The sequence below is a fragment of the Pseudomonas edaphica genome (assembly GCF_965277385.1).
GTDB lineage: Bacteria > Pseudomonadota > Gammaproteobacteria > Pseudomonadales > Pseudomonadaceae > Aquipseudomonas > Aquipseudomonas edaphica.
In genome coordinates this window covers 5,172,546-5,196,531 of record NZ_OZ255725.1, presented here as the reverse complement: position 1 = coordinate 5,196,531, position 23,986 = coordinate 5,172,546, and the positions used below count along the sequence as shown (strand labels likewise).

General features: G+C 59.7%; 27 protein-coding genes. 1 reads left to right on the top strand and 26 read right to left on the bottom strand.

The features are described from left to right. Nucleotides 1-198: 198 nt before the first annotated feature. The 14 genes from ACQY47_RS23750 to flhA form a co-directional block, all read right to left on the bottom strand. On the bottom strand, nt 199-591 hold the full coding sequence (locus tag ACQY47_RS23750; RefSeq protein ID WP_017134964.1) for a DUF2802 domain-containing protein: 393 nt from the start codon (nt 589-591) through the stop codon (nt 199-201). Further along, nucleotides 592-1,074: a chemotaxis protein CheW gene (locus ACQY47_RS23745; protein ID WP_017134963.1), complete on the bottom strand. Its 483-nt coding sequence runs from the start codon at nt 1,072-1,074 to the stop codon at nt 592-594. It abuts the gene before it with no gap. 62 nt (nt 1,075-1,136) lie between these two features. Then, nucleotides 1,137-1,922, bottom strand: coding sequence for a CheW domain-containing protein (locus ACQY47_RS23740; RefSeq protein WP_099548890.1), 786 nt, complete (start codon nt 1,920-1,922; stop codon nt 1,137-1,139). Next, the gene (locus ACQY47_RS23735; RefSeq protein WP_017134961.1) at nt 1,922-2,710 is read right to left on the bottom strand and encodes a ParA family protein; all 789 of its coding nucleotides are present in this window, start codon (nt 2,708-2,710) and stop codon (nt 1,922-1,924) included. The genes ACQY47_RS23740 and ACQY47_RS23735 overlap by 1 nt, the downstream gene beginning before the upstream one ends. 51 nt (nt 2,711-2,761) lie before the next feature. Then, nucleotides 2,762-3,649, bottom strand: coding sequence for a flagellar motor protein MotD (gene motD, locus ACQY47_RS23730; RefSeq protein WP_428552400.1), 888 nt, complete (start codon nt 3,647-3,649; stop codon nt 2,762-2,764). Nucleotides 3,650-3,923: 274 nt separating this feature from the next. Beyond that, entirely contained in the window at nt 3,924-4,664 is a 741-nt protein-coding gene (locus tag ACQY47_RS23725; protein WP_005790033.1) for a flagellar motor protein, read from the bottom strand. Then, complete coding sequence (locus ACQY47_RS23720; protein ID WP_428552396.1) at nt 4,664-5,779, bottom strand: protein-glutamate methylesterase/protein-glutamine glutaminase; 1,116 nt, start codon at nt 5,777-5,779, stop codon at nt 4,664-4,666. The genes ACQY47_RS23725 and ACQY47_RS23720 overlap by 1 nt, the downstream gene beginning before the upstream one ends. Before the next feature lie 48 nt (nt 5,780-5,827). Continuing rightward, nucleotides 5,828-8,053, bottom strand: coding sequence for a chemotaxis protein CheA (locus tag ACQY47_RS23715; RefSeq protein ID WP_428552393.1), 2,226 nt, complete (start codon nt 8,051-8,053; stop codon nt 5,828-5,830). A gap of 11 nt (nt 8,054-8,064) precedes the next feature. Then, nucleotides 8,065-8,853 (bottom strand): protein phosphatase CheZ, encoded by a 789-nt coding sequence (locus ACQY47_RS23710; protein WP_017134958.1) that lies wholly within the window; start codon nt 8,851-8,853, stop codon nt 8,065-8,067. Nucleotides 8,854-8,871: 18 nt separating this feature from the next. Then, nucleotides 8,872-9,246 carry a chemotaxis response regulator CheY gene (locus ACQY47_RS23705; protein WP_003192908.1) on the bottom strand — a complete coding sequence of 125 codons (375 nt, stop codon included), beginning with the start codon at nt 9,244-9,246 and terminating at the stop codon, nt 8,872-8,874. A 168-nt stretch (nt 9,247-9,414) separates the two neighbouring features. Then, nucleotides 9,415-10,155 carry an RNA polymerase sigma factor FliA gene (gene fliA, locus ACQY47_RS23700; RefSeq protein ID WP_017134957.1) on the bottom strand — a complete coding sequence of 247 codons (741 nt, stop codon included), beginning with the start codon at nt 10,153-10,155 and terminating at the stop codon, nt 9,415-9,417. Beyond that, nucleotides 10,152-10,985 carry a flagellar synthesis regulator FleN gene (gene fleN / locus ACQY47_RS23695; RefSeq protein WP_003192912.1) on the bottom strand — a complete coding sequence of 278 codons (834 nt, stop codon included), beginning with the start codon at nt 10,983-10,985 and terminating at the stop codon, nt 10,152-10,154. The genes fliA and fleN overlap by 4 nt, the downstream gene beginning before the upstream one ends. A gap of 105 nt (nt 10,986-11,090) precedes the next feature. Next, on the bottom strand, nt 11,091-12,407 hold the full coding sequence (gene flhF, locus ACQY47_RS23690; RefSeq protein ID WP_017134956.1) for a flagellar biosynthesis protein FlhF: 1,317 nt from the start codon (nt 12,405-12,407) through the stop codon (nt 11,091-11,093). 11 nt (nt 12,408-12,418) lie between these two features. Next, nucleotides 12,419-14,533, bottom strand: coding sequence for a flagellar biosynthesis protein FlhA (gene flhA, locus ACQY47_RS23685; RefSeq protein WP_032865399.1), 2,115 nt, complete (start codon nt 14,531-14,533; stop codon nt 12,419-12,421). A gap of 600 nt (nt 14,534-15,133) precedes the next feature. Here flhA and ACQY47_RS23680 point away from each other — a divergent pair. Further along, the gene (locus ACQY47_RS23680; protein ID WP_428552386.1) at nt 15,134-15,391 is read left to right on the top strand and encodes a DUF6124 family protein; all 258 of its coding nucleotides are present in this window, start codon (nt 15,134-15,136) and stop codon (nt 15,389-15,391) included. A 135-nt stretch (nt 15,392-15,526) separates the two neighbouring features. Here ACQY47_RS23680 and ACQY47_RS23675 read toward each other — a convergent pair whose 3' ends face one another. The 12 genes from ACQY47_RS23675 to fliL all read right to left on the bottom strand — a co-directional run bounded on the left by ACQY47_RS23675 (nt 15,527) and on the right by fliL (nt 23,884). Further along, complete coding sequence (locus ACQY47_RS23675; protein WP_428552383.1) at nt 15,527-15,730, bottom strand: cold-shock protein; 204 nt, start codon at nt 15,728-15,730, stop codon at nt 15,527-15,529. Between the two features lie 382 nt (nt 15,731-16,112). Then, entirely contained in the window at nt 16,113-16,274 is a 162-nt protein-coding gene (locus tag ACQY47_RS23670) for a cold-shock protein (RefSeq protein ID WP_428552380.1), read from the bottom strand. 272 nt (nt 16,275-16,546) lie between these two features. Then, a complete protein-coding gene (locus tag ACQY47_RS23665) occupies nt 16,547-17,854 on the bottom strand; it encodes a type II toxin-antitoxin system HipA family toxin (RefSeq protein ID WP_428552377.1) in 1,308 nt (435 codons plus the stop codon). Further along, complete coding sequence (locus tag ACQY47_RS23660) at nt 17,851-18,147, bottom strand: helix-turn-helix domain-containing protein (protein WP_099548883.1); 297 nt, start codon at nt 18,145-18,147, stop codon at nt 17,851-17,853. Before ACQY47_RS23660 ends, ACQY47_RS23665 begins: the two co-directional genes overlap by 4 nt. 354 nt (nt 18,148-18,501) lie before the next feature. Beyond that, nucleotides 18,502-19,638 carry a flagellar biosynthesis protein FlhB gene (gene flhB / locus ACQY47_RS23655; RefSeq protein WP_056859763.1) on the bottom strand — a complete coding sequence of 379 codons (1,137 nt, stop codon included), beginning with the start codon at nt 19,636-19,638 and terminating at the stop codon, nt 18,502-18,504. A 3-nt stretch (nt 19,639-19,641) separates the two neighbouring features. Then, nucleotides 19,642-20,427, bottom strand: coding sequence for a flagellar biosynthetic protein FliR (fliR, locus tag ACQY47_RS23650; protein ID WP_428552372.1), 786 nt, complete (start codon nt 20,425-20,427; stop codon nt 19,642-19,644). A 3-nt stretch (nt 20,428-20,430) separates the two neighbouring features. Further along, a complete protein-coding gene (gene fliQ / locus ACQY47_RS23645) occupies nt 20,431-20,700 on the bottom strand; it encodes a flagellar biosynthesis protein FliQ (RefSeq protein ID WP_003214552.1) in 270 nt (89 codons plus the stop codon). Between the two features lie 4 nt (nt 20,701-20,704). After that, the gene (gene fliP, locus ACQY47_RS23640; protein ID WP_056859761.1) at nt 20,705-21,448 is read right to left on the bottom strand and encodes a flagellar type III secretion system pore protein FliP; all 744 of its coding nucleotides are present in this window, start codon (nt 21,446-21,448) and stop codon (nt 20,705-20,707) included. Then, nucleotides 21,448-21,888 (bottom strand): flagellar biosynthetic protein FliO, encoded by a 441-nt coding sequence (gene fliO, locus ACQY47_RS23635; protein WP_428552367.1) that lies wholly within the window; start codon nt 21,886-21,888, stop codon nt 21,448-21,450. The genes fliP and fliO overlap by 1 nt, the downstream gene beginning before the upstream one ends. A 1-nt stretch (nt 21,889) precedes the next feature. After that, nucleotides 21,890-22,357: a flagellar motor switch protein FliN gene (gene fliN / locus ACQY47_RS23630; protein WP_017134946.1), complete on the bottom strand. Its 468-nt coding sequence runs from the start codon at nt 22,355-22,357 to the stop codon at nt 21,890-21,892. Between the two features lie 45 nt (nt 22,358-22,402). After that, entirely contained in the window at nt 22,403-23,371 is a 969-nt protein-coding gene (fliM, locus tag ACQY47_RS23625) for a flagellar motor switch protein FliM (protein WP_010166091.1), read from the bottom strand. A 9-nt stretch (nt 23,372-23,380) separates the two neighbouring features. After that, a complete protein-coding gene (gene fliL, locus ACQY47_RS23620) occupies nt 23,381-23,884 on the bottom strand; it encodes a flagellar basal body-associated protein FliL (RefSeq protein ID WP_017134945.1) in 504 nt (167 codons plus the stop codon). Nucleotides 23,885-23,986: the final 102 nt, after the last annotated feature.

Below are 23,986 nucleotides of genomic sequence, written 5' to 3'. Positions count from 1 at the left end.
AGCGCAGATCAAAAGACCGCTGATTTCGCCAGCGAAAAGGATGTAATGGCCAGAGCAACAGAACAATACTCGGTCAACTGTGGGAGCTGGCTTGCCTGCGATGCAGGCACTTGGGTACATCAGGTACACCGAGTTGATGCCATCGCAGGCAAGCCAGCTCCCACATTTCGACCGCGGTGTCTCAGAGGATCGCCGCAATCAGCTCTTGTGCAACTTGCTCATCAACTGCGCCTCAGCCTGGGTCAACCCACACGACTGCGTCAGCTCATCCACCGTCGCCCCCATGCCGACCAATTTGGCCGCCTGGGCAAACGACAGGCTTGAAGGATCACGCTGCTCAATCTGCGCCAACTTATCCGGCAACGGCCCAAGAATCGCGCGCAGTTCATGCACTTCATCCCCGACCTTCACCGCACTCTGCTGGAAGTGATCCACACGCTTGACCAAATCCAGAATCCGTCGGTCACGCACAGCATCGCGCTCGGCCTGCTGCACGGCCAGTTCCCGTTGCTGGCGCATATAGCGCAGCAGGAATGCCAACGTCCCGGCCCACAACAGGGCCAGGACAATCACCGCCGCATCAAGGAACAATCAGATGCTCTCCAGTTCCGACCATTCTTCTTCGCTCATCATCTTGTCCAGCTCAACCAGAATCAACAGCTCGTTGTTCTTGTTGCACACGCCCTGGATGAACTTGGCCGACTCTTCGTTACCGACGTTCGGCGCGGTTTCCACTTCCGATTGGCGCAGGTAAACCACTTCAGCCACGCTGTCGACCATGATACCGACCACTTGCTTGTCGGCTTCGATGATCACGATACGCGTGTTGTCGTTGACTTCAGTAGGCATCAGGCCAAAACGCTGGCGGGTATCGATCACCGTCACCACGTTGCCACGCAGGTTGATGATGCCCAGCACGTAGCTCGGCGCGCCTGGGACCGGGGCGATTTCGGTGTAGCGCAGCACTTCCTGCACGCGCATCACGTTAATGCCGTAGGTTTCATTGTCCAGTTTGAAGGTAACCCATTGCAGGATCGGATCATCCAAACCTTGTGCGGATGCTGACTTGTTCATACCCCTGACCCCTTCAGTGTGTGCTTCTTCGACCGCGCAACCGCACGGCCCTTATTGTTCAATCAACTGCGTTTGTTCTGTGGCATCGTCTTGACCGCCCCACTGGCGATCAACTCGGCCAGTTCGGCGACGTCGAGCAACGCGCACATATGTTCAATCACGGTGCCCGCCAGCCAAGGCCGCTGGCCCCGGTGGCTGCGCCACTTGATTTCATTCGGGTCCAGGCGCAACGAGCGGCTGACTTGATGCACCGCCAGCCCCCACTCGTAGCCCTGCACCGAGATCACGTATTGCAAGCCCTGGCGAAAATCATCGCGGTAGCGGTCGGGCATCACCCAACGCGCCGTATCCAGCACCTTGAGGTTGCCGGCCTGGCTGGGCAGGATGCCGAGGAACCACTCCGGTTGCCCGAACAGCGGCGTCAGCTCCTGACCTTCCAGCGAGTAGATCGACCCCAGGCACACCAGCGGCACCGCCAGGGTCAACCCGGCGACGTCGAACAGCAGGCACTCGAACGGCTCGGCCGCCCACGATGGGCGACCGTCACCCGTGACCGGCGGCGGCGTGATGCTCGGCGGCAGGTGCACATCGACCACCGGTTCAACCACCACGGGCGTGACCACCACGGGCGCAGGCACAATCGGCACCACCACGTGGGCATCACGAGCCTGTTCTTCCAGCACCGCTAACTGAAATTCATCCAAGGTGCTTTCGGGTTCGACTACGGCCGGTTCAAGGACCAGAATCGGCTCGGGCAATTCTTCTGCCGTCGCATCCTGCAACAAGGCATCCAGGTAGGATTCCAGTGCCAGTTGCGGCCGGGTCTTAAGCTCAACGGGACGGTTCATCACGCCACCTGCGCCACAAGTTGCTGGGACAGCAGATGCTTAAGCAGCGCACGGTAAGCCAGTACGCCACGGCTCTTGCCGTCGAACTGCGACGGCGTGAGCCCGGCGCGGCTGGCGTCACGCAAGCGCGTGTCCACCGGAATGTAGCCGTTCCAGATCGTTTCCGGGTAAGCATCGCGCAACACCCGCAAGGTGCCCAGCGACGCTTGGGTACGACGGTCGAACAGTGTAGGCACGATGCTGAACGGCAGCGCCTGTTTGCGCGAACGGTTGATCATCGCCAAGGTGCTGACCATACGCTCCAGGCCTTTGACCGCCAGGTGTTCGGTCTGTACCGGGATCACCAACTGCTGGCTGGCCGCCAAGGCGTTGACCATCAGCACGCCCAGCAACGGTGGGCTGTCGATGATTGCGTAGTCGAAGTCCTGCCACAGTTGCGCCAGGGTCTTGGCGATCACCAGGCCCAGGCCGCTCTGCCCCGGCGACTGGCGCTCAAGGGTCGCCAGCGCGGTACTCGACGGCAACAGCGAAATGCTCTCGTTGCTGGTGGGCAGCAGCAATTGCCCGGGCAAATCTGCCGGTACGCTGCCCTTGTGCAGGAACAGGTCGTAACAGCTGTGCTCCAGCGCATCCGGGTCATAGCCGAAATAACTGGTCATCGAGCCGTGCGGGTCCAGGTCGACCACGACCACACGCTTGCCCGCCTCGGCGAGCAAGCCGGCCAAGGCGATGGACGTGGTGGTCTTGCCGACTCCACCCTTTTGATTGGCAACTGCCCAGACTCTCATTCAGTTGGTTCCTCCCGGTAGGCTAAGGCGCGACCGAGACATTACATAACATTATTGAGCCGGTGACGGAGAATTGACGGCGCTCTGACGAACCGGCGGCTTAACGGTTGGCGGTGCAGTTTGTGTGCCAGCCCGCTTCAAGGCTGCATCCGGTGTTGCGTTGGCAGTACCGGTGCCGGTCAGGCTGCGGCGCACATCCAGGTTACGTGACACCACCAGCACCACACGGCGGTTGCGCGCGCGGCCTTCGGCAGTGGCGTTATTGGCCACCGGTTGGAACTCACCGTAACCCACCGACGCCAGGCGCCCAGGGTTCACGCCCTGCATCGCGAGCATGCGCACGATGCTTGAGGCCCGTGCCGATGACAGCTCCCAATTGGTCGGGTATTGCGCGGTGCTGATCGGGAAATTATCGGTAAAGCCTTCGACGTGGATCGGGTTCTCAAACGGTTTGAGAATCGCCGCCACCTTATCGATGATGGTAAACGCCTGATCGCTCGGCAACGCATCGGCGCTGGCGAACAGCAGGCTGGAATTAAGCTCGATCTCCACCCACAACTCATTGCCGCGCACGGTCATCTGGTTGGATTTGATCAAGTCGCCAAACGCGGCACTGATGTCATCGGCGATGCTTTTGAGCGGGTCGCTGGTGCCACCGATGCCGGCGGCGGTTTCGTCACTGTCATTGACCAGCGGCTTGGCCGGGGTCACGGTCTTGGGCCGCTCCTCGCCAATCGGGATCGGCTTGATCGAGCGGTCGGCGTCGTTGAACACGCCCACCAGCGCCTGGGAAATAATCTTGTACTTGCCTTCGTTGATCGACGAAATGGAGTACATCACCACAAAAAACGCGAACAGCAAGGTGATGAAGTCGGCGTAGGACACCAGCCAGCGTTCATGGTTGACGTGCTCTTCAGGCTCGCGGCGGCGACGGCTCACAGGCAGATACCTCCCTGACCCCTATTGAGCGCTTCACTGGTGCCCGCTTCACTGTGGCGAGCGAGCTTGCTCGCGCTGGGGCGCGAAGCGGCCCCACTCCGGGCAATGCGTTTGTTCAGGCAGGTTGCGGTGTATGGTTTTGGGGCTGCTTCGCAGCCCAGCGTGAGCAAGCTCACTCGCCACAACAAGCCCACTGGCCACAACAAGCTCGCTCGCCACATCGAGTTCGCTCGCCACATCACGCTCACTGGCCACAGGTCGATGTGCATGGGCATTAATCCATGAAGCCCTGGAGCTTCAATTCGATGGAGCGCGGGTTCTCGCCCTCGGCAATCGACAAGATGCCTTCCAGCAGCATTTCGCGGTAACGCGATTGGCGCATGGCGATCGACTTGAGCTTGCTGGCCACCGGCAACAACACCAGGTTGGCACTCGCCACGCCGTAAATGGTGGCGACAAACGCCACGGCAATGCCGCTGCCCAGTTGCGACGGGTCGGCCAGGTTGCCCATCACGTGGATCAGGCCCATCACGGCACCGATGATGCCGATGGTCGGCGCGTAGCCGCCCATGCTTTCAAAGACTTTGGCGGCGTTGATGTCGCGGCTTTCCTGGGTGTAGAAATCCACCTCAAGGATGCTGCGAATCGCCTCGGGTTCGGCGCCGTCGACCAGCAATTGCAGGCCTTTTCGTGCATAGCTGTCGGGCTCGGCATCGGCCACGCCTTCCAGGCCCAGCAGGCCTTCCTTGCGCGCGGTGAGGCTCCAGTTGACGACACGGTCAATGCCGCCCGGCAAGTCCACGCGCGGCGGGAAGATAATCCACACCAGAATCTGCATGGCGCGCTTGAACGAACTCAGCGGCGACTGCAACAGCGCCGCGCCCACGGTGCCGCCAATCACGATCAGCGCCGCCGGGCCATTGGCCAAGGCGCCGAGGTGGCCGCCTTCCAGGTAGTTGCCGCCGATAATCGCGACAAACGCCATGGTGATGCCAATCAGGCTCAAGACATCCATCAGAGACAGGCCTCCACCAGATGTTTGCCGATGTCGTCCAGGCTATAAACCGCGTCAGCCAGGTCCGCCTTGACGATGGCCATGGGCATGCCATAAATCACGCAGCTGGCTTCGTCCTGCGCCCAGATCGCGCTGCCACCCTGCTTGAGCAGGCGTGCGCCTTCACGGCCGTCGGCGCCCATGCCGGTGAGTACCACCGCCAGAACTTTGTCGCCGTAGGACTTGGCCGCCGAGCCGAAGGTGATATCCACGCACGGCTTGTAGTTCAAGCGCTCGTCGCCCGGCAGGATTTTGATCGCGCCACGGCCGTCGACCATCATCTGCTTGCCGCCCGGTGCCAGCAGCGCCAGGCCAGGACGCAGGATGTCACCATCCTCGGCTTCCTTGACGCTGATGCGGCACAGCTTGTCCAGGCGCTCGGCGAAGGCCTTGGTAAAGGCGGCGGGCATGTGCTGGATCAACACAATCGGCGCCGGGAAGTTGGCCGGCAGTTGAGTCAACACGCGTTGCAAGGCCACCGGGCCGCCAGTGGATGTACCAATGGCGACCAGCTTGTAGGCTTTGCGCTTGGGCGCAGGCGAATGCGCGCTCGGTGCCGGGGCCCGCACCGGCGCCACTGCGGGCCGGGCTATCGGTGCCGGGGCCGGGCGAGCAAACGTCGAGGTGCTCGGCGTCGGCGCGGCAACTGGCGCAGGCGCACTGAACAGGCTGCGACGGTTACTGCGCGAAATGCTGTGCACCTTCTCGCACAGCATCTGCTTGACCTTGTCGGGGTTGCGCGAGATGTCTTCGAAATTCTTCGGCAGGAAGTCCACCGCACCCGCGTCCAACGCATCCAGGGTCACCCGGGCGCCTTCGTGGGTCAGCGAGGAGAACATCAACACCGGGGTCGGGCAGCGCTGCATGATGTGCCGGACTGCGGTGATGCCATCCATCATCGGCATCTCGTAGTCCATGGTGATCACGTCCGGTTTCAACGCAATGGCTTGATCAATCGCCTCTTTACCGTTGGTGGCCGTGCCGACCACCTGGATGGTTGGATCGGCGGAAAGAATTTCCGAGACGCGGCGGCGGAAGAAACCCGAATCGTCCACCACCAGGACCTTGACTGCCATAAACACTCCGTTAGGCGGGGCGGGCACTACCGCCCTGCCCCACCAGAATCAAATACGCCGAGCGGCGTAACGCTTGAGCATGCTCGGAACATCAAGAATCAGCGCGATCCGACCGTCACCGGTGATGGTCGCACCCGACATGCCTGGGGTTCCCTGCAGCATTTTGCCCAAAGGCTTGATGACCACTTCTTCCTGGCCCACCAGTTGATCGACCACAAAGCCGATGCGCTGGGTGCCCACGGACAGAATCACCACATGGCCTTCGCGCTGCTCTTCATGCTTGGCCGAAGCCACCAGCCAGCGCTTGAGGTAGAACAGTGGCAACGCCTTGTCGCGCACGATCACCACTTCCTGGCCGTCCACCACGTTGGTGCGTGACAGGTCGAGGTGGAAGATCTCGTTGACGTTGACCAGCGGGAAGGCGAACGCCTGGTTGCCCAGCATCACCATCAGGGTCGGCATGATCGCCAAGGTCAACGGCACCTTGATGACGATCTTGGAGCCCTGGCCCTTGGTCGAGTAGATATTGATCGAGCCGTTGAGCTGGCTGATCTTGGTCTTCACCACGTCCATGCCCACGCCACGGCCGGACACATCGGAAATCTCGGTCTTGGTCGAGAAGCCCGGCGCGAAGATCAGGTTGTAGCATTCGGTGTCGGTCAGGCGGTCGGCGGCGTCCTTGTCCATCACGCCGCGCTTGACGGCGATATTGCGCAGAATTGCCGGGTCCATGCCTTTGCCGTCATCGGTAATCGACAGCAGGATGTGGTCGCCTTCTTGCTCCGCCGCCAGAATCACCTTGCCGTTGCGGGACTTGCCCGAGGCTTCGCGTTCTTCCGGGGTTTCGACGCCATGGTCGACGGCGTTGCGCACCAAGTGGACCAGCGGGTCGGCCAGGGCCTCGACAAGGTTTTTGTCGAGGTCGGTTTCTTCACCCACCAGTTCCAGGTTGATTTCTTTCTTGAGCTGGCGCGCCAGGTCGCGAACCAGACGCGGGAAGCGGCCGAAGACTTTCTTGATCGGCTGCATGCGCGTTTTCATTACGGCGGTCTGCAAGTCTGCGGTGACCACGTCGAGGTTCGACACGGCCTTTTGCATGGCTTCATCGCCGCTGTTCAGGCCCAGGCGCACCAGGCGGTTACGCACCAGCACCAGTTCGCCGACCATGTTCATGATGTCGTCCAGGCGCGCGGTATCAACCCGCACGGTGGTTTCGGCTTCACTGGCAGGCTTTTCGGCTACCGGCGCCGCTGCGGCACGCGCAGGTGCGGCAGCCGGTGCCGGTGCGGGCTTGGCAGCCACAGGCGCGGCGGCTTTGGCTGGCGCAGGTTTGGCAGCCACAGGCGTTGCAGTCGCTGCTGCGGCCGGGGCCACTTCAGAGAACTTGCCTTTGCCATGCAACTCGTCGAGCAGCGCTTCGAATTCGTGATCGGAGATCAGGCCGTCAGCGGCAGGCTCAACGCTGGCAGGCGCAGCGCTGGCGGCAGGTGCGGCTGCGATGGCGGCGACTTCCGGCAAGGCTTCGGCAGCAAACGTGCCCTTGCCATGCAATTGGTCGAGCAGTGCTTCGAATTCGTCGTCGGTAATGTCGGTGGCGCTTGTAGATGTGGCAGACGCAGCAGGCGCTGCCGACTCAGCAGCAGGTGCCACGGCGTCCGGCGCAAACTGGCCTTTACCGTGCAACTGGTCGAGCAGGGATTCGAATTCTGCGTCGGTAATGTCTTCGCTGGTCGGCACGGCAGGCGCAGCCACCGCTTGCGGTGCTTCAGCTTCGGCTTTCACCGCGCTCAGGGAGTTGAGCAGCTGTTCGAACTCGCTGTCGGTCACATCCGGCTCGGCTTCAACCTCAGGCTCAGGCGCGGCGACCGGCGCAACCGAGGTATCGGCAGGTTCGGCCAGGCGTGCCAGCGCAGCCAGCAGCTCCGGCGTGGCGGCCGTGATCGGCGCACGCTCGCGCACCTCGCTGAACATGCCGTTGACCGCATCCAATGCTTCGAGAATCACGTCCATCAGTTCCGAGTCGACGTGACGCTCACCCTTGCGCAGGATGTCGAACACGTTCTCGGCGATGTGACAGCACTCCACCAGCTCATGGAGCTGGAGGAAGCCGGCGCCCCCTTTTACAGTGTGAAAACCGCGAAAAATTGCATTGAGCAGGTTCGCATCATCCGGTCGGCTTTCCAGCTCGACCAGTTGTTCGGACAGTTGCTCTAAAATTTCGCCGGCCTCTACAAGGAAATCCTGAAGGATTTCTTCATCGGCGCCGAAGCTCATGTGGGTGCTCCTTAGAAGCCTAAACTGGATAACAGGTCATCTACGTCATCCTGACCTGACACAACGTCTTCACGTTTATCGGCATGAATCTGCGGACCTTCACCCTTGGCGAGATGTTTTTGTGGATCTTTTTCCGAGAGGATCGCTGCGCGGTCATGTTCGATGCCGGCAAAACGGTCGACCTGGCCGGCCATCAGCACCAATTTGAGCAAGTTGCTTTCCACTTCGGTGACCAGTTGGGTCACGCGCTTGATCACTTGACCGGTGAGGTCCTGGTAATCCTGGGCCAGCAGAATGTCATTGAGGTTGCTGGCCACCGTGCGGTTTTCCTGTTCGGTGCGCGACAGAAAAGCCTCGACCCGACGCGCCAACTCACGAAACTCCTCAGCCCCCACTTCCCGGCGCATGAAGCGGCCCCAGTCAACGCTGAGCGCCTGAGCTTCGGTGGCCATGCCATTGACCAAGGGCGTGGCGTTTTCCACCAGGTCCATGGTGCGGTTGGCCGCCGCCTCAGTCAGCCGGACCACATAGGACAGGCGTTCGGTGGCATCGGTGATCTGCGAGATTTCTTCGGCCTGGGGCATGTGCGGGTCAATCTGAAAATTGACGATTGCACTGTGCAGCTCGCGTGTGAGCTTGCCCACTTCCTGATACAGGCCGCGGTCACGGGTCTGGTTAAGCTCATGGATCAACTGCACCGCGTCGCCGAACTGGCCTTTTTCAAGGCTGTCGACCAACTGGTGAGCATGCTTTTTCAGGGTCGATTCAAAATCGCCCTGTGACGTTTCTTTATGCTCCATAGCTCCCCCGTGGTGACATCAGCCGTGGATGCGTTCGAAGATTTTTTCGATCTTCTCTTTCAAGGCCAATGCAGTGAATGGCTTGACCACGTAACCGTTAACCCCGGCCTGGGCGGCTTCGATGATCTGTTCACGCTTGGCTTCGGCGGTCACCATCAACACAGGCAAGCTGCGCAGTTTTTCATCGGCGCGCACGTGACGCAGCAAGTCGATACCGGTCATGCCCGGCATGTTCCAGTCGGTTACCAGAAAGTCGATGCTCCCGCTGTTGAGGATCGGAATCGCCGTCAGGCCGTCATCCGCCTCGACCGTGTTGGTGAACCCAAGGTCACGCAACAGGTTTTTTATGATCCGCCGCATCGTTGAGAAGTCATCAACGATGAGGATTTTCATGTTCTTGTCCAATTCGACCTCCAAGCAGTCTTAAACGCGCCCAGCACCTGGACGCGCCATTTCAATCAACAGGCGTTACACAAAAAGGACTGCCCAGGGCACCACGGCACGAACCCGCAAAAGCGTAGAGCCTTTGCGGTAGCGTCTGCAGTGTCCCCACACTGCCTGTCAGCGCGCGCGCCACTCTCCCAATCGCCCCCGCAAGCGGGCGGCGCACTGGCTATGCAGCTGGCTGACACGCGATTCGCTGACCCCCAGGACCTCACCGATTTCCTTGAGGTTCAGCTCTTCGTCGTAGTACAGCGCCAACACCAGTCGCTCACGCTCCGGCAAATTGGCAATCGCCTCCGCCAACGCGCTCTGGAAACGTTCGTCTTCCAGGTCGCGCGACGGTTCCAGATGTGCACTCGCGCCGTCCTCGTGCAGCCCTTCGTGTTCGCCGTCCTGCAAAAGGTCGTCGAAACTGAACAGGCGGCTGCCCAAGGTATCGTTCAAAATCCCGTAGTAATCGTCGAGACTCAATTGGAGTTCGGCCGCAACTTCATGATCTTTAGCGTCACGACCGGTTTTTGCTTCAATTGCACGAATTGCGTCACTGACCATACGCGTATTGCGATGTACCGAACGCGGCGCCCAATCCCCTTTACGCACTTCATCGAGCATCGCACCGCGTATGCGAATACCCGCATACGTCTCGAAACTCGCGCCCTTGCTCGCGTCGTATTTGGTCGACACTTCGAGCAGGCCGATCATGCCGGCCTGGATCAAGTCCTCAACCTGCACACTGGCAGGCAGGCGTGCCAGCAAGTGATAGGCAATGCGCTTGACCAAGGGCGCATAGCGCTCGATCAGTTCGCCCTGACTGTCACGTGCCGACTTTTTGTAAAGGTTGTAGCCGCTGGATGTCATAGCACAGGTCCCGCGCTCGTCTGATGCACCAATCGCTCGACGAAAAACTCCAGATGCCCCCGAGGGTTGGCAGGCAACGGCCAAGTATCGACCTTCTGAGCAATAGCCTTGAACGCCAATGCGCACTTCGAACGAGGGAACGCTTCATAGACTGCACGCTGCTTTTGCACAGCCTTGCGCACACACTCGTCATAAGGAACTGCGCCCACGTATTGTAAGGCGACATCGAGGAAGCGATCCGTGACCTTGGTCAACTTGGCAAACAGATTTCGCCCTTCCTGCGGGCTTTGGGCCATGTTGGCCAGCACGCGGAAGCGGTTCATGCCGTAGTCACGGTTAAGCAGTTTGATCAGGGCATAGGCGTCGGTGATCGACGTGGGTTCGTCGCACACCACCAGCAGCACTTCCTGGGCTGCGCGCACGAAGCTGACCACGGACTCGCCGATCCCGGCGGCGGTGTCGATCACCAGCACATCGAGGTTGTCGCCGATGTCGCTGAACGCCTGAATCAGGCCGGCATGCTGCGCCGGGCTCAGGTGCACCATGCTCTGGGTGCCTGAGGCAGCCGGCACGATGCGAATGCCACCGGGGCCTTGCAGCAGCACATCGCGCAGCTCACAACGGCCTTCGATCACATCGGCAAGGGTGTGTTTGGGTGTCAGCCCCAGCAGAACGTCCACGTTCGCCAGGCCCAGGTCAGCATCCAGCAGCATGACGCGACGGCCAAGCTCTGCCAGGGCCAGGGACAAATTCACTGACACGTTAGTTTTCCCGACGCCACCTTTGCCGCCGGTCACCGCGATCACCTGTACGGGATGCATGCTGCCCATTTTATTTCTTTACCTTGTCTTGCTTAGACGCAGGCTACATGGCTTGGCCGCGTGAATCGCTTGCAGACCATCGATGTAGATACATTTCACGGTGTTCATCCTGCCTCACCCCACCCGCTTAGCCGGGTTGTGGTAAAGGTCGGCGAACATATCGGCCATCGCTTCCTCGCTAGGCTCTTCTTGCATTTGCACGCTGACAGCACGGCTGACCAACTGATGACGGCGCGGCAGATGCAAATCATCCGGGATCCGCGGCCCGTCGGTCAGGTAGGCAACCGGTAACTCATGACTGATCGCCAGGCTCAACACCTCGCCCAGGCTCGCGGTTTCGTCGAGCTTGGTGAGAATGCAACCGGCCAGGCCACAGCGTTTGTAGCTGTGGTAGGCAGCGGTAAGAACCTGTTTCTGGCTGGTGGTTGCAAGCACCAGGTAATTTTTCGACTTGATGCCACGCCCGGCCAGGCTTTCAAGCTGCATGCGCAGTGCCGGATCGCTGGCTTGCAGGCCGGCCGTGTCGATCAACACCACGCGCTTGCGCAGCAGCGGGTCGAGCGCATTGGCCAGGGACTGGCCCGGGTCGACGTGGGTCACTGTCACATTGAGGATGCGGCCCAAGGTCTTGAGCTGCTCCTGGGCGCCGATGCGATAGCTGTCCATGCTCACCAGCGCGATGTTCTGCGCGCCGTACTTGAGCACATAACGCGCGGCCAGCTTGGCCAGGGTGGTGGTCTTGCCCATGCCGGCGGGGCCGACCATGGCAATCACACCGCCCTCTTCCAGCGGTTCGATTTCCGGCGTGGCGATCATGCGCGCCAGGTGCGCCAGCAACATGCGCCAGGCTTGGCGCGGCTCTTCGACTTCAGCCGTCAGTGCAAGCAAATCGCGCGACAACGGGCCGGACAGGCCGATGCGTTGCAGGCGACGCCACAGGTTGGCCTGGTGCGGTTTACTGCCTTGCAGTTGCGTCCACGCCAGCGAGCCCAACTGCACTTCGAGCAGCTCACGCAGGCCATTGAGTTCAAAACGCATCGAGTCGAGCGCGCGCTGGTCGACAGCGGCGGCCGGGGCTGGCGCTGCAGGACGAGGCGGTTCTTTGAAGGTCGGTTCTACCAACGGCTCGGCGGCGGTCAGCGGCAGGCCGGCGAACAATTGGCGATTGGTGCTGGCATCGCTGTCGCCACGCATGCTCAATTCAGCCTGGGCCGAGACAATGCGCGAAGCGGTCTTGCGCAGTTCGTCTTCGAGTTCCATGTTCGGCACGCGCGGCGCCAGCGCCGACGGGGTGTAATCCAGGGCAGCCGTCAGCTCGACACCGCCGGCAATGCGACGGTTTCCAATAATCGCGGCATCGGCGCCCAGCTCATCACGTACCAGTTTCATGGCCTGACGCATATCGGCGGCGAAAAAACGCTTAACTTGCATAACCCACTACCTCAGCCGTTGGGCCCTACTGTCGCGACGATAGTCACTTGCTTATTGTCAGGAATTTCCTGATAAGCCAAAACGTGCAAATTCGGAACTGCCAGGCGACCAAACCGCGACAACATCGCTCGAACCGGGCCTGCCACCAGCAGAATCACCGGGTGGCCCGCCATTTCCTGACGCTGGGCGGCTTCGATCAACGAACGCTGCAGTTTCTCAGCCATGCTTGGCTCCAGCAGAACGCCCTCTTCCTGGCCAAGTCCGGCCTTCTGAATACTATTGAGCAATATTTGTTCCAACCTTGGTTCCAAGGTGATCACAGGCAGCTCAGACTCAATGCCTACAATGCTTTGCACGATGGCGCGGGACAACCCGACACGCACCGCGGCCACCAAAGCGGCAGTATCTTGACTCTTGGCGGCATTGTTGGCGATGGCCTCGGCAATGCTGCGAATGTCGCGCACCGGCACCTGTTCGGCGAGCAAGGCTTGCAGCACCTTGAGCAACTGCGACAGCGACAGCACGCCGGGTACCAGTTCTTCGGCCAGTTTCGGCGAGGCTTTGGCCAGCAAACCCATCAATTGCTGGACTTCCTCGTGGCCGATCAGCTCATGGGAGTGCTTGTAGAGGATCTGGTTGAGGTGGGTAGCGACCACGGTGCTGGCGTCGACCACGGTGTAACCGAGCGATTGTGCCTGGCTGCGCTGGCTGACTTCGATCCATACCGCTTCCAGGCCAAAAGCCGGATCTTTGGCGGTAATGCCATTAAGCGTGCCGAACACCTGGCCAGGGTTGATCGCCAACTCACGATCCGGGTAGATCTCGGCTTCGGCCAGGATCACGCCCATCAGGGTCAGGCGGTAGGCGCTGGGGGCCAAATCAAGGTTGTCGCGGATGTGCACGGTGGGCATCAAGAAGCCCAGGTCCTGGGACAGCTTCTTGCGCACACCCTTGATCCGCGCGAGCAGTTGGCCACCCTGGTTGCGGTCCACCAGCGGAATCAGGCGGTAGCCGACTTCCAGGCCGATCATGTCGATCGGGGTCACGTCATCCCAGCCCAGCTCCTTGGTTTCCTGGGCGCGGGCCGGGGATGGCAGCAAGTCTTGCTGGCGGGCGATTTCCTGCTGGGCCTGGACCTTGACCGCATTTTGCTTGCGCCAGAACAGGTAGGCACCACCGGCGGCCATGGCCGCCATGCTCAGGAACGACACGTGCGGCATGCCCGGCACGATGCCCATGATCGCCATGATGCCGGCGGCTACGGCCAGCGCCTTGGGCGAGGCGAACATCTGGCGGCTGATCTGCTTGCCCATGTCTTCGGAGCCCGAAGCACGGGTGACCATGATGGCTGCAGCTGTGGATAACAACAGTGATGGCAATTGCGCCACTAAACCGTCACCAATAGTCAGCAAGGCGTAGACCTTGCCCGCATCGCCGAAGGTCATGCCGTGCTGGAAGATCCCGACCGCGATGCCACCGATCAGGTTGATAAACAGGATCAACAGGCCAGCGATGGCGTCGCCGCGCACGAATTTACTCGCGCCGTCCATGGAGCCATAGAATTCGGCTTCCTGGGCGACTTCCAGGCGACGGGATTTGGCTTGGTTCTGGTCGATCAGGCCGGCGTTGAGGTCAGCGTCGATCGCCATTTGCTTGCCGGGCATGGCGTCGAGGGTAAACCGCGCGCTCACCTCGGAAATCCGCCCGGCGCCCTTGGTCACCACCACGAAGTTGATGATCATCAAAATCGCGAACACCACGATACCGACCACATAGTTACCGCCGATCACCACCTCACCAAAGGCCTGGATCACCTTACCGGCGGCGGCGTGGCCGTCCTGGCCGTGGAGCATCACCACCCGCGTGGATGCCACGTTCAGCGCCAGGCGCAGCAGGGTCGCGATCAGCAAAATGGTCGGGAATACGGCGAAATCCAGCGGCCGCAGGGCATACACGCAGACCAGCAGCACCACCACCGACAGCGCAATGTTGAAGGTGAAAAACACGTCGAGCAGGAACGGCGGCATTGGCAACATCATCATTGCCAGCATCACCAGCAACAACAACGGCACACCCAGGTTGCCCCGCGACAAATCAGTCAGGGTGCCACGGGCCGTGTTGAGCATTTGAGAGCGATCTACCACCGGTATTCCTCGTGTTCCTTGAAGCAAAGTTTTGACGCGGGAGAGCGTCCTGGAGGCGGTATTGCAAGAAGCCTTCCAACTTTGGTTTCAGGGCGACGATTGTCGAGTGGTCACCGGTTCAAATGTGGGAGCTGGATGGGGGAACGATCTTCAACCGGTTCCAGTGTGGGAGCTGGCTTGCCTGCGATTGCGGTGGGTCAGGCACTGAAGGGCCAGCCATGAGTCAGCCATCGCAGGCAAGCCAGCTCCCACAGTTGGATGGGTGTGTATCTGCTGTTACTGAGGAAATTTCCGACAAGGTTTTCGGGTTGCCCCTAGGAACCGGGCTCCCTAGTCTCCGTACACCACTGCAAATGCAGTGGTCGGGCGTCGCGGCCCGGTTTACTACGGAGTAAAAGCACCATCTCCCTTTCAGTCGACGCTTTTTTATCGTCTACTGTGCGGCGCTATGGCGGCTGTGCGCGGGATACCTTCGGGTATGCCGGGTTGCTCCTAGACCGGTCCGCGAACCTGCGTACAGCTGCCACCTTCAATCGCGTCGCGGCGATCAGTGGCGGCTCCACTTTCGCAAGGAGCTTCACAATGATCAAACCCACCCCAAATCCCCCACCCAGCGCAATCCTCACCCTAATCGACGGCATCAGCACCGAAGACCTGCTGGTCAACCTCACCGAAAACCTGGCATCCGCCCACGCCCTGATCTGCGATTTCGCCTTTGACCTGGAGGGAACACAGCGAGAAGGTGCGCTGGGTATTGCGCAGTTGATTGAGGTGGGACGGTTGTTGGCTGAGCGACTGCTGGATGACAGAACGCCGTCACCAGCGACAAAACCTGCCTGAATGATCGTGATGATCGTTCCCACGCGCAGCAAAGGAATGCAGCCAGGGACGCTCCGCGTCCCGACTTGAGCCTTGCGCAACGGTGACGCAGAGCGTCACAGGAGGCATTCCCACGCGGGAGCGTGGGAACGATCTTCATAAGGATTGGATGTTGGACGCTTGCTTGCCTTTGGGCCCTGTCGTTACGTCATAGCTGACTTTTTGGTTCTCTTGCAGAGATTTGAACCCAGCACTCTGAATCGCTGAAAAATGTGCAAAAAGATCCGGGCTACCATCATCTGGAGTAATAAAACCGAACCCTTTTGTTTCGTTAAACCACTTCACAGTACCCGTTGCCATAACCCTTCTCCTGACATTGCGCGCAAAAAATCCCGCTAGATAAGCCTGATACAAAACGCAAACACACCCTTTGGCCGGTGAATCCTGGCGAACTGCACCCGCTGGCCTTCTCTCCACCGGGTACACGCTGAACTCAAGCGGTCCAAACACACCGGTTCATCATCGCCATCCAACGCAATCAGCCCTTCACCGGTCTTGCGGTTATAAACCTTGATCGTCCCCGTTACCGCTTCCATCACCTTCCCCTGCATCTCGTTACTACTTGCGTACAGTGCCTGGCACCATCAAACCGCGAGAACGCAGAGCTGACTACTGTCAGAGTTGACAGGTAGCCGGGGATTAACGACCAGTGGTAGTGATTGTTTGCTGAGCAGGCGGGGGATTACTTTTTTCGCTTGCGGGATTGTCGCGCCTTGGGCGGCGTATCGATTTCGCCGCAGGGATTGCCCGCTGCCTGAACGGGTACCGCGTTGCCTTCGCGGTCGCGGGCGACAAAACCAATGCCCTTGACGGCGTCAAACCACCTGACCGTAGCCCTGTCCATGACCGCTCTCCCGAGCCGCGCATGACGGCGCACCTCGCCGCTCTATGTAACAGTGAAGGCGGTGCAATGGATACTGTCAAAGTTGACAGGTAACGCTGAACTTTAGACAGATGGCAACGCTGGTTGTTATGCCGCCAAGGGCTCCGCCCGCCGTGCCTGCCCCGCAGCCAGTCCGGCAAGTTCGGACAAGGGAGCAACCGAAGGGGTTGCCCAAGCAGGGTGCGGAGCTTCAAGGCTGGTGTTCAAACGTTCCGATTCTCATCTACGAGGTGTCAGCGCTTGGTAGGTCGTATCAGTTTGAAGTAGTCATGGTCTTGTTCCAGAACAGCTTTGTAACCGGCGCCTGCTTTGAGGGGAATCCTTACACTTTTGAAAATGTCATCCCATTGGGCAAATGCGGCTAGCGTTTGCTCAATGTAGTCGTTCGGCTTGAGGTACTTGTAGTCTGCGCACAGCTCCTGAATCAGCCTCCGGGTTGCCTTCCCTCGACCGTTATATGCCGTTGTGTGTTCACCCCGAGCCTCCGAGAAAGTCAGGTCGTATGCCGGCGCGAGCGTCCACCTTGCTTCGTCGCCAGGCTTCTCTGGCTCACGCCCGATGAACGCGAAGTTCTTGGTGTGATCGTCGTAGTTGTGAAACAGTGCATTGAAAACCATCACCCTGGCCATTTTTTCGACCTCTGCGGCACTACGCGTCAGCATGTTTGTGAGCTTCAGTAGCCCGCTGTAGTCCATGGATGGCAGTTTGTACGCAGCGTACATAAGCGCAGAAACCGTGATCATGTGAAGCTTTTTATCGCCCTGCCGGTCAAAGCGCTTTGTTGCGAAGAAGCCCTCGCGACTACCGTCATGCATGGTCATGTTCAGGACAGTCGACTCAGCCATTTCGACACCTGCGTCCCTGGCCATCAGGTAGTAAGCATACTCAATTGCGCCGGTTTCAACCGGCTCATCTGGTGCCCTGAATTTGACTATCCAGTGATCATAGCCCGGCAGAATTGGCCCAAAAGCGGACGTTGCATGCTGCCCATCAGGAGACATTGCGACAATCGCTTTAGGGCGGGCACCACCAGGCGATCCCCCTGCAAGCCTGAGCTTGGTAAGCACTGCCGAAGTGTCTCCTGACAGGACTTCCACGGAATTCTCGAAGAGCTCTGCAAGGTTAATTGCCCCCCTCAGCTCTCCTCTTTCCGCTTTTGGATGGTACTCAAACGCTCCCATGGCTCTGTCGCCCATGTAAGCGAGCCGATCCAGGGCAGTAACTGTGTAAGCAGTTCCCTCACCGAATGTGGCATTAAGGAATCTGTCCATCAGCAGCATGCCCCAGCCGTCTGGAAGAGAGTCCGCAAAGGGGCCGTGCAATCCTTCGAACAGTTCAGGAGCACGAGCAAGCTGGGGTTTGTCGTCAAACTTCATCGTGAACGGCGACAGGTTGAAGCCTGTAGCGAGCCATACCGGGTCGTAAGTGAAAAAAATCCCAACCCCCTCCTCCCTGTACAGATCACCGACTTTCACACCGCTTTTGGTGACCTCAAGGGATTCGAAACGCTTCAGCTTCGGATAATCCTGGCGCGGTTTCATTTAGAACCCCGTTTGCGCTTTGAGTTTTTCAGCTCTGTGAGGGAGTTCGGCTGCGAAGGTTTAAACAGAGTCGTTAGCGGAGTCAGCTCATCGAGCGCGGTGGCGAGCAGAATCATCGATTCGAGAGTAATAGAACCTGCAGTCTCGAACCGCTGGATCGACGACTCCGATACCCCTGAAAGCTCTGCCAAGGTCTTCCTCGTGAGGTTTTTCGATAGCCGTAGCTTTTTTGCATTTTTCCCCACATCGCGAGCGATCTCTGCGGGGGAGCTGAGCAAATGCATGAAGGACATGGCAGGCCTCGTTTAATTTTTACTAATGGCTAAATCTGACTTATTAAGGGCATAAAATCAGCATTATTAGTCAGTTTTGACCATTATAGTGCTATTGGCGTGCGCGAGGAAAAATCATATACCTTGCTAACAGTCAGATATGACTATTTATATGGAAAAATTCGCTTTAATAGGTCAGTTATGACTAATTATATTTTCCCTGCGCACAACTCAAACTTTGGTTGTCCGTGAGGCTCCCTATCCATTGGGGTTTAGATCATGCGCCGAACGGCGCGCTGCAAGCTCGGCGCACGGGCAGGAAAAAACGCGAGGTCGGAGCCGGGCTTGCCTGCGATGGCGTCGGTGCAGGACGACTCAGGAATCGCGGCGCAGCTCCGGCGGAATCGGCAGGTCCTTGAGCGGGTCTGGCCGCTTGCCCTTGCCCGCGCGGTATTGGCGGATCTGGTACACGTAGGCCAACACCTGCGCCACGGCCAGGTACAGGCCAGCGGGGATTTCCTGGTCGAGGTCGGTGGAGTAGAAGATCGACCGCGCCAGCTCCGGCGATTCCAGCAGCAGAATGTCGTTGGCCACGGCGATTTCGCGAATCTTCAGCGCGGTAAAGTCGCTGCCCTTGGCCAGCAACATCGGCGCGCCGCCCTTCTCCGGGTCGTACTTGAGCGCCACGGCATAGTGAGTCGGGTTGGTGATGACCACGTCGGCATCCGGCACTGCCGCCATCATCTTGCGCTGGGACATTTCGCGCTGCAGTTGGCGAATCCGCTGTTTGACCTCGGGGCGGCCTTCCTGGTCTTTGTGTTCGTCGCGCACTTCCTGCTTGGTCATCAGCAGTTTCTTGTGGCTTTCCCACAGCTGAATCGGCGCGTCCACGGCGGCGATGATGATCAGCCCGCAGGCCATCCACAGCGCACTCCAGCCCACCACCTGCACACTGTGAATAATTGCGGATTCCAGCGGTTCATGGGCGATGCGCAGCAAGTCGTCGATGTCGGATGACAACACCGTCAACGCCACAAACAGGATCAGAATGAATTTCGCCAGCGCCTTGAGCAGTTCCACCAGCGCCTTGGTGGAAAACATACGCTTAAGCCCAGGCCCAGGGTTCATGCGGCTGAACTTGGGCGCCATGCTGCCGGCGGCAAACAGCCAGCCGCCGAGGGACACCGGCCCGATCAGCGCCGCCAGCAACAGGGTGATAAGCACCGGCTGCACCGCCAGAATCGCGATCTTGCCCGAGTGCAACAGGTACTGGCCCATGGCGCCGGGGCTCAGCAGCACTTCGCGCGGCAGCGAAAAGTTGAGCTTCATCAGCTCCATCAGGTCCAGCGCCAGGCCACCGCCGTAGATCAGCAGGCCCCCGGCACCGGCGAGCATCACCGCCAGGGTATTGAGTTCTTTGGAACGGGCAATCTCGCCCTTTTCCCTGGAGTCCTTTTTACGTTTCTCCGTGGGGTCTTCTGTTTTGTCCTGGCCACTCTCGCTCTCGGCCATGGCTCAACGCGCCCGTGCCAGATCACGTAAGAACTGCAAGGCGTCGGTGGCCAGCGGTTGATACTGATTGAGAATGTCGGCCATGCCGATCCAGAAAATCCCCATGCCCAACACCAGGGTCAGCGGGAAACCAATCGAGAAAATGTTCAGCTGCGGCGCCGCGCGAGTCATCACGCCAAACGCGATGTTGACCACCAGCAGCGCAGTAATCGCCGGCAACACCAGCAACAACGAGGCGCCCAATACCCAACTCATACGCCCGACCAATTCCCAGAAGTGATTGACCACCAGCCCCGAGCCCACCGGCAAGGTGGTGAAGCTTTCGGTCATGACCTCGAACACCACCAGATGGCCGTTCATCGCCAGGAAAATCAAGGTCACCAGCATGGTCAGGAACTGCCCGATCACCGCCACCGACACACCATTGGTGGGGTCGACCATGGACGCGAAGCCCATGCCCATCTGGATTGAGATGATCTGCCCGGCGATCACGAACGCCTGGAAGAACAACGTCAGCGAGAAGCCCATTATCGCGCCGATCAATATCTGCTCGGCAATCAGCAACAACGCACTGAGGTCCAGGGCATTCACCGGCGGCATCGGCGGCAAACCGGGCACGATGACCACGGTAATGGCGAAGGCAAAATACAGGCGGATGCGCCTCGGCACCAAGGTGGTCCCGAACACCGGCATGGTCATCAGCACTGCCGTGACGCGAAACATCGGCAAAATGAAAGACGCCACCCAGGTGCTGATCTGGGTGTCGGTCAAGGCCAGCACAGATTGCATCGGTCAGCCGATCAACTGCGGAATACTGCCGTACAGCTGCAGGATGTATTCCATAAAGGTTTGCACCAGCCACGGGCCGGCGACGATCAGGGTGATCAGCATCACCAGCAAACGCGGGAGGAAGCTCAAGGTCTGTTCGTTGATCTGGGTCGCGGCCTGGAACATCGCCACCAGCAGGCCCACCAACAGGCTCGGCACCACCAGCACGGCGACCATCATGGTGGTCAGCCACAGCGCTTCACGGAACAGGTCGACCGCTACTTCTGGCGTCATGTCACTACACCCCGCCGAAACTGCTGGCCAGGGTGCCGATAATCAGCGCCCAGCCGTCCACCAGTACAAACAGCATGATCTTGAACGGCAGCGAGATAATCAGCGGCGACAGCATCATCATGCCCATGGCCATCAGCACGCTCGCCACCACCAGGTCGATGATCAGGAACGGGATAAAGATCATGAAGCCGATCTGGAACGCGGTTTTCAATTCGGACGTGACGAAGGCCGGCACCAGAATGGTCAGCGGCGCTTGATCCGGCGTGGCAATGTCGGTGCGCTTGGACAGGCGCATAAACAGCTCAAGGTCGCTGGAACGGGTTTGCGACAGCATGAAGTCCTTGATCGGACCCTGGGCCTTGTCGATCGCGTCCTGAGCCGAGAGTTTCTCAGCCAGGTAGGGTTGCAAGGCTTGCTGGTTCACCTTGTCGAACACCGGCGCCATGATGAACAAGGTCAAGAACAGCGCCATGCCGGTGAGGATCTGGTTCGACGGCGTCTGCTGCAGGCCCAGGGCCTGACGCAAAATCGAGAACACGATGATGATCCGCGTAAAGCTGGTCATCAGCATGACAAACGCCGGGATAAAACTCAGCGCGGTCATGATCAGCAAAATCTGCAGGCTGACCGAGTATTCCTGGGCGCCGGCCGCGTTGGTGCCCAGGGTGATCGCCGGAATCGACAACGGGTCGGCTGCCAACGCCAGCGGCGCGGCCAGCAACAGCATGAGCGTCAATAAAACGCGCATTACTTCTTATCCTTCTGATCCTTGCCCAGCAACTCCATCAGGCGCTGGGCGAATTCCGGCGTGGCGGTCTCGGTCCTGGTCGCTTCCACCGGCGTCTTGAGTACGTGCAACGGGGTGATGCGGCCGGGCGTGATACCCAGCAGGATTTGCTCTTCGCCCACCTGCACCAGCACCAGCCGATCACGCGGGCCGAGGGCGCGCGAGCCGATCATCTCGATCACCTGGGCATTGCCCGGCCCGATGCGCTGCACGCGGCGCATCAGCCAGGCGAGCACGAAGATCAGACCGACTACCAGCAACAATCCAAGCACCAGCTGGGTCAACTGGCCGCCGATACCACTGCTGACCACAGGTGCCGCAGCCGCCGCTTGGGTGACCGGCTCAGCCGCCATGGCGCTCAATGGCAGCGCCAGGAACAGTCCCGCCATCGAATACTTCATCTCAGCGCAACTTCTTGATGCGTTCGCTTGGGCTGATCACGTCCGTCAGGCGGATGCCGAACTTCTCGTTGACCACCACCACCTCGCCATGGGCGATCAGGGTGCCGTTGACCAGCACGTCCAGCGGCTCACCGGCCAGGCGGTCGAGCTCGATCACCGAACCCTGGTTGAGTTGCAGCAGGTTGCGGATGTTGATTTCGGTGCTGCCGACTTCCATGGAGATCGACACCGGAATGTCGAGAATCACATCCAGGTTCGGGCCGTCGAGGGTCACCGGGTCGTTGTTTTTCGGCACGCTGCCGAATTCTTCCATCGGCAGGCGTTTGCCGGCCGGCGCCATGGCGGCGTCGGCGGCCAGCAGCGCGTCGATGTCGTCCTGGCCGACATCGCCGGTTTCTTCCAGGGCCGCGGCCCATTCGTCAGCCAGGGCCTGGTCTTCGGCGGAAGTGTTTTCGTGTTCGGTAGCCATTACATGTCCTCGGCGCAGCAAAAATTCATCGATAGAAGGGGCAGATCAGCGACGGTTGATCGGTTCGATCACTTGCAACGCCAGGTTGCCCTTGTGGGAACCGAGCTTGACCTTGAACGACGGCACGCCATTGGCGCGCATGATCAGCTCTTCCGGCAACTCCACGGGGATCACGTCCCCCGGTTGCATGTGCAGAATATCGCGCAAACGCAGCTGGCGACGGGCCACAGTGGCGCTCAAAGGCACGTCGACGTCCAGCAGGTCTTCGCGCAGGGCCTTGACCCAGCGTTCGTCCTGGTCGTCGAGGTCGGACTGGAAACCGGCGTCGAGCATTTCGCGCACCGGCTCGATCATCGAGTACGGCATGGTCACGTGCAGGTCGCCGCCACCGCCATCAAGCTCGATGTGGAAGGTGGAGACCACAATGGCTTCGCTGGGGCCGACGATGTTGGCCATGGCTGGGTTCACTTCCGAGTTGATGTACTCGAAATTGACTTCCATGATCGCCTGCCAGGCTTCCTTCAAGTCGATGAAGGCTTGCTCCAGCACCATGCGCACCACACGCAATTCGGTAGGGGTGAATTCACGCCCTTCGATCTTGGCGTGGCGGCCGTCGCCGCCGAAGAAGTTGTCCACCAGCTTGAACACCAGCTTGGCGTCGAGGATGAACAGCGCGGTACCGCGCAACGGTTTGATCTTGACCAGGTTGAGGCTGGTGGGCACATACAGCGAATGCACGTACTCGCCGAACTTCATCACCTGCACGCCGCCTACCGCTACGTCTGCCGAGCGGCGCAGCATGTTGAACATGCTGATACGGGTGTAACGGGCGAAACGCTCATTGATCATCTCCAGGGTCGGCATGCGCCCACGGACGATGCGATCCTGGCTGGTGAGGTCATAACTTTTGACGCTGCCGGGTTCGGCAGCCATTTCGGTCTGTACCAGACCATCGTCGACGCCATGCAACAGCGCGTCGATTTCATCCTGGGACAGCAGGTCTTGCACGGCCATGTCGTGATCCTACTGCAATACGAAGTTAGTGAAGAGCGCCTGCTCGACCACGACTTTGCCGAGCTCTTTCTGGGCCACTTCCTGCACGCTGGCAGTGACCTTCTGGCGCAGCATTTCCTGGCCGACCGGGGTGGCCAGGCTGTCGAAGCTCTGCCCGGAGAACAGCATCACCAGGTTGTTGCGGATCACCGGCATATGCACTTTAAGCGCATCCAGGTCCGCCTGGTTACGCGCCAGCAAGGTGATGCTCACCTGCAGGTAGCGTTGGCGACCGTTCTGATTGTAGTTGGCGACAAAGGCCGGCAGCATCGGCTCGAAGATTGCCGGTTGCTTGACGTTAGTGGCGGTTTCGGCGGCGGGAGCCGGTTTGCTCGCGCTGCTGTGCATGATGTACCACGTGCCGCCAATCGAGGCGCCAATGGCCAGGAGCAGGCCCAGCACAATCAGCAGGATCAGCTTGAGCTTGCCTTTGCCTGCGGGTGGGGTTGCTGCTGCGTCGTCACTCTTCGCCATGCCAATAATCCGTCACTATTCGGGGATTCATAGATCTACGGGAAGGCAAGAGCAAGTGTTATGCCAGAGTTGTCTGGCAGTTGGGGAGAGAACTAACACCAC

Bases quoted from the DNA above. Each gene is read 5' to 3' on its own strand.
- ACQY47_RS23715 (WP_428552393.1), bottom strand. From the start codon at position 8,053: ATGAGCTTCGGCGCCGATGAAGAAATCCTTCAGGATTTCCTTGTAGAG.
- flhA (WP_032865399.1), bottom strand. From the start codon at position 14,533: ATGCTCAACACGGCCCGTGGCACCCTGACTGATTTGTCGCGGGGCAAC.
- ACQY47_RS23680 (WP_428552386.1), top strand. From the start codon at position 15,134: ATGATCAAACCCACCCCAAATCCCCCACCCAGCGCAATCCTCACCCTA.
- ACQY47_RS23660 (WP_099548883.1), bottom strand. From the start codon at position 18,147: ATGTCCTTCATGCATTTGCTCAGCTCCCCCGCAGAGATCGCTCGCGAT.
- fliA (WP_017134957.1), bottom strand. From the start codon at position 10,155: ATGACATCCAGCGGCTACAACCTTTACAAAAAGTCGGCACGTGACAGT.
- fliM (WP_010166091.1), bottom strand. From the start codon at position 23,371: ATGGCCGTGCAAGACCTGCTGTCCCAGGATGAAATCGACGCGCTGTTG.
- ACQY47_RS23670 (WP_428552380.1), bottom strand. From the start codon at position 16,274: ATGGACAGGGCTACGGTCAGGTGGTTTGACGCCGTCAAGGGCATTGGT.
- fliP (WP_056859761.1), bottom strand. From the start codon at position 21,448: ATGCGCGTTTTATTGACGCTCATGCTGTTGCTGGCCGCGCCGCTGGCG.
- ACQY47_RS23745 (WP_017134963.1), bottom strand. From the start codon at position 1,074: ATGAACAAGTCAGCATCCGCACAAGGTTTGGATGATCCGATCCTGCAA.
- flhF (WP_017134956.1), bottom strand. From the start codon at position 12,407: ATGCAAGTTAAGCGTTTTTTCGCCGCCGATATGCGTCAGGCCATGAAA.
- ACQY47_RS23675 (WP_428552383.1), bottom strand. From the start codon at position 15,730: ATGGCAACGGGTACTGTGAAGTGGTTTAACGAAACAAAAGGGTTCGGT.
- fliR (WP_428552372.1), bottom strand. From the start codon at position 20,427: ATGCAATCTGTGCTGGCCTTGACCGACACCCAGATCAGCACCTGGGTG.
- fliL (WP_017134945.1), bottom strand. From the start codon at position 23,884: ATGGCGAAGAGTGACGACGCAGCAGCAACCCCACCCGCAGGCAAAGGC.
- flhB (WP_056859763.1), bottom strand. From the start codon at position 19,638: ATGGCCGAGAGCGAGAGTGGCCAGGACAAAACAGAAGACCCCACGGAG.
- ACQY47_RS23725 (WP_005790033.1), bottom strand. From the start codon at position 4,664: ATGGATGTCTTGAGCCTGATTGGCATCACCATGGCGTTTGTCGCGATT.
- ACQY47_RS23735 (WP_017134961.1), bottom strand. From the start codon at position 2,710: ATGAGAGTCTGGGCAGTTGCCAATCAAAAGGGTGGAGTCGGCAAGACC.
- ACQY47_RS23740 (WP_099548890.1), bottom strand. From the start codon at position 1,922: ATGAACCGTCCCGTTGAGCTTAAGACCCGGCCGCAACTGGCACTGGAA.
- ACQY47_RS23665 (WP_428552377.1), bottom strand. From the start codon at position 17,854: ATGAAACCGCGCCAGGATTATCCGAAGCTGAAGCGTTTCGAATCCCTT.
- fliO (WP_428552367.1), bottom strand. From the start codon at position 21,888: ATGAAGTATTCGATGGCGGGACTGTTCCTGGCGCTGCCATTGAGCGCC.
- ACQY47_RS23705 (WP_003192908.1), bottom strand. From the start codon at position 9,246: ATGAAAATCCTCATCGTTGATGACTTCTCAACGATGCGGCGGATCATA.
- fliQ (WP_003214552.1), bottom strand. From the start codon at position 20,700: ATGACGCCAGAAGTAGCGGTCGACCTGTTCCGTGAAGCGCTGTGGCTG.
- fleN (WP_003192912.1), bottom strand. From the start codon at position 10,985: ATGGGCAGCATGCATCCCGTACAGGTGATCGCGGTGACCGGCGGCAAA.
- fliN (WP_017134946.1), bottom strand. From the start codon at position 22,357: ATGGCTACCGAACACGAAAACACTTCCGCCGAAGACCAGGCCCTGGCT.
- ACQY47_RS23710 (WP_017134958.1), bottom strand. From the start codon at position 8,853: ATGGAGCATAAAGAAACGTCACAGGGCGATTTTGAATCGACCCTGAAA.
- ACQY47_RS23720 (WP_428552396.1), bottom strand. From the start codon at position 5,779: ATGGCAGTCAAGGTCCTGGTGGTGGACGATTCGGGTTTCTTCCGCCGC.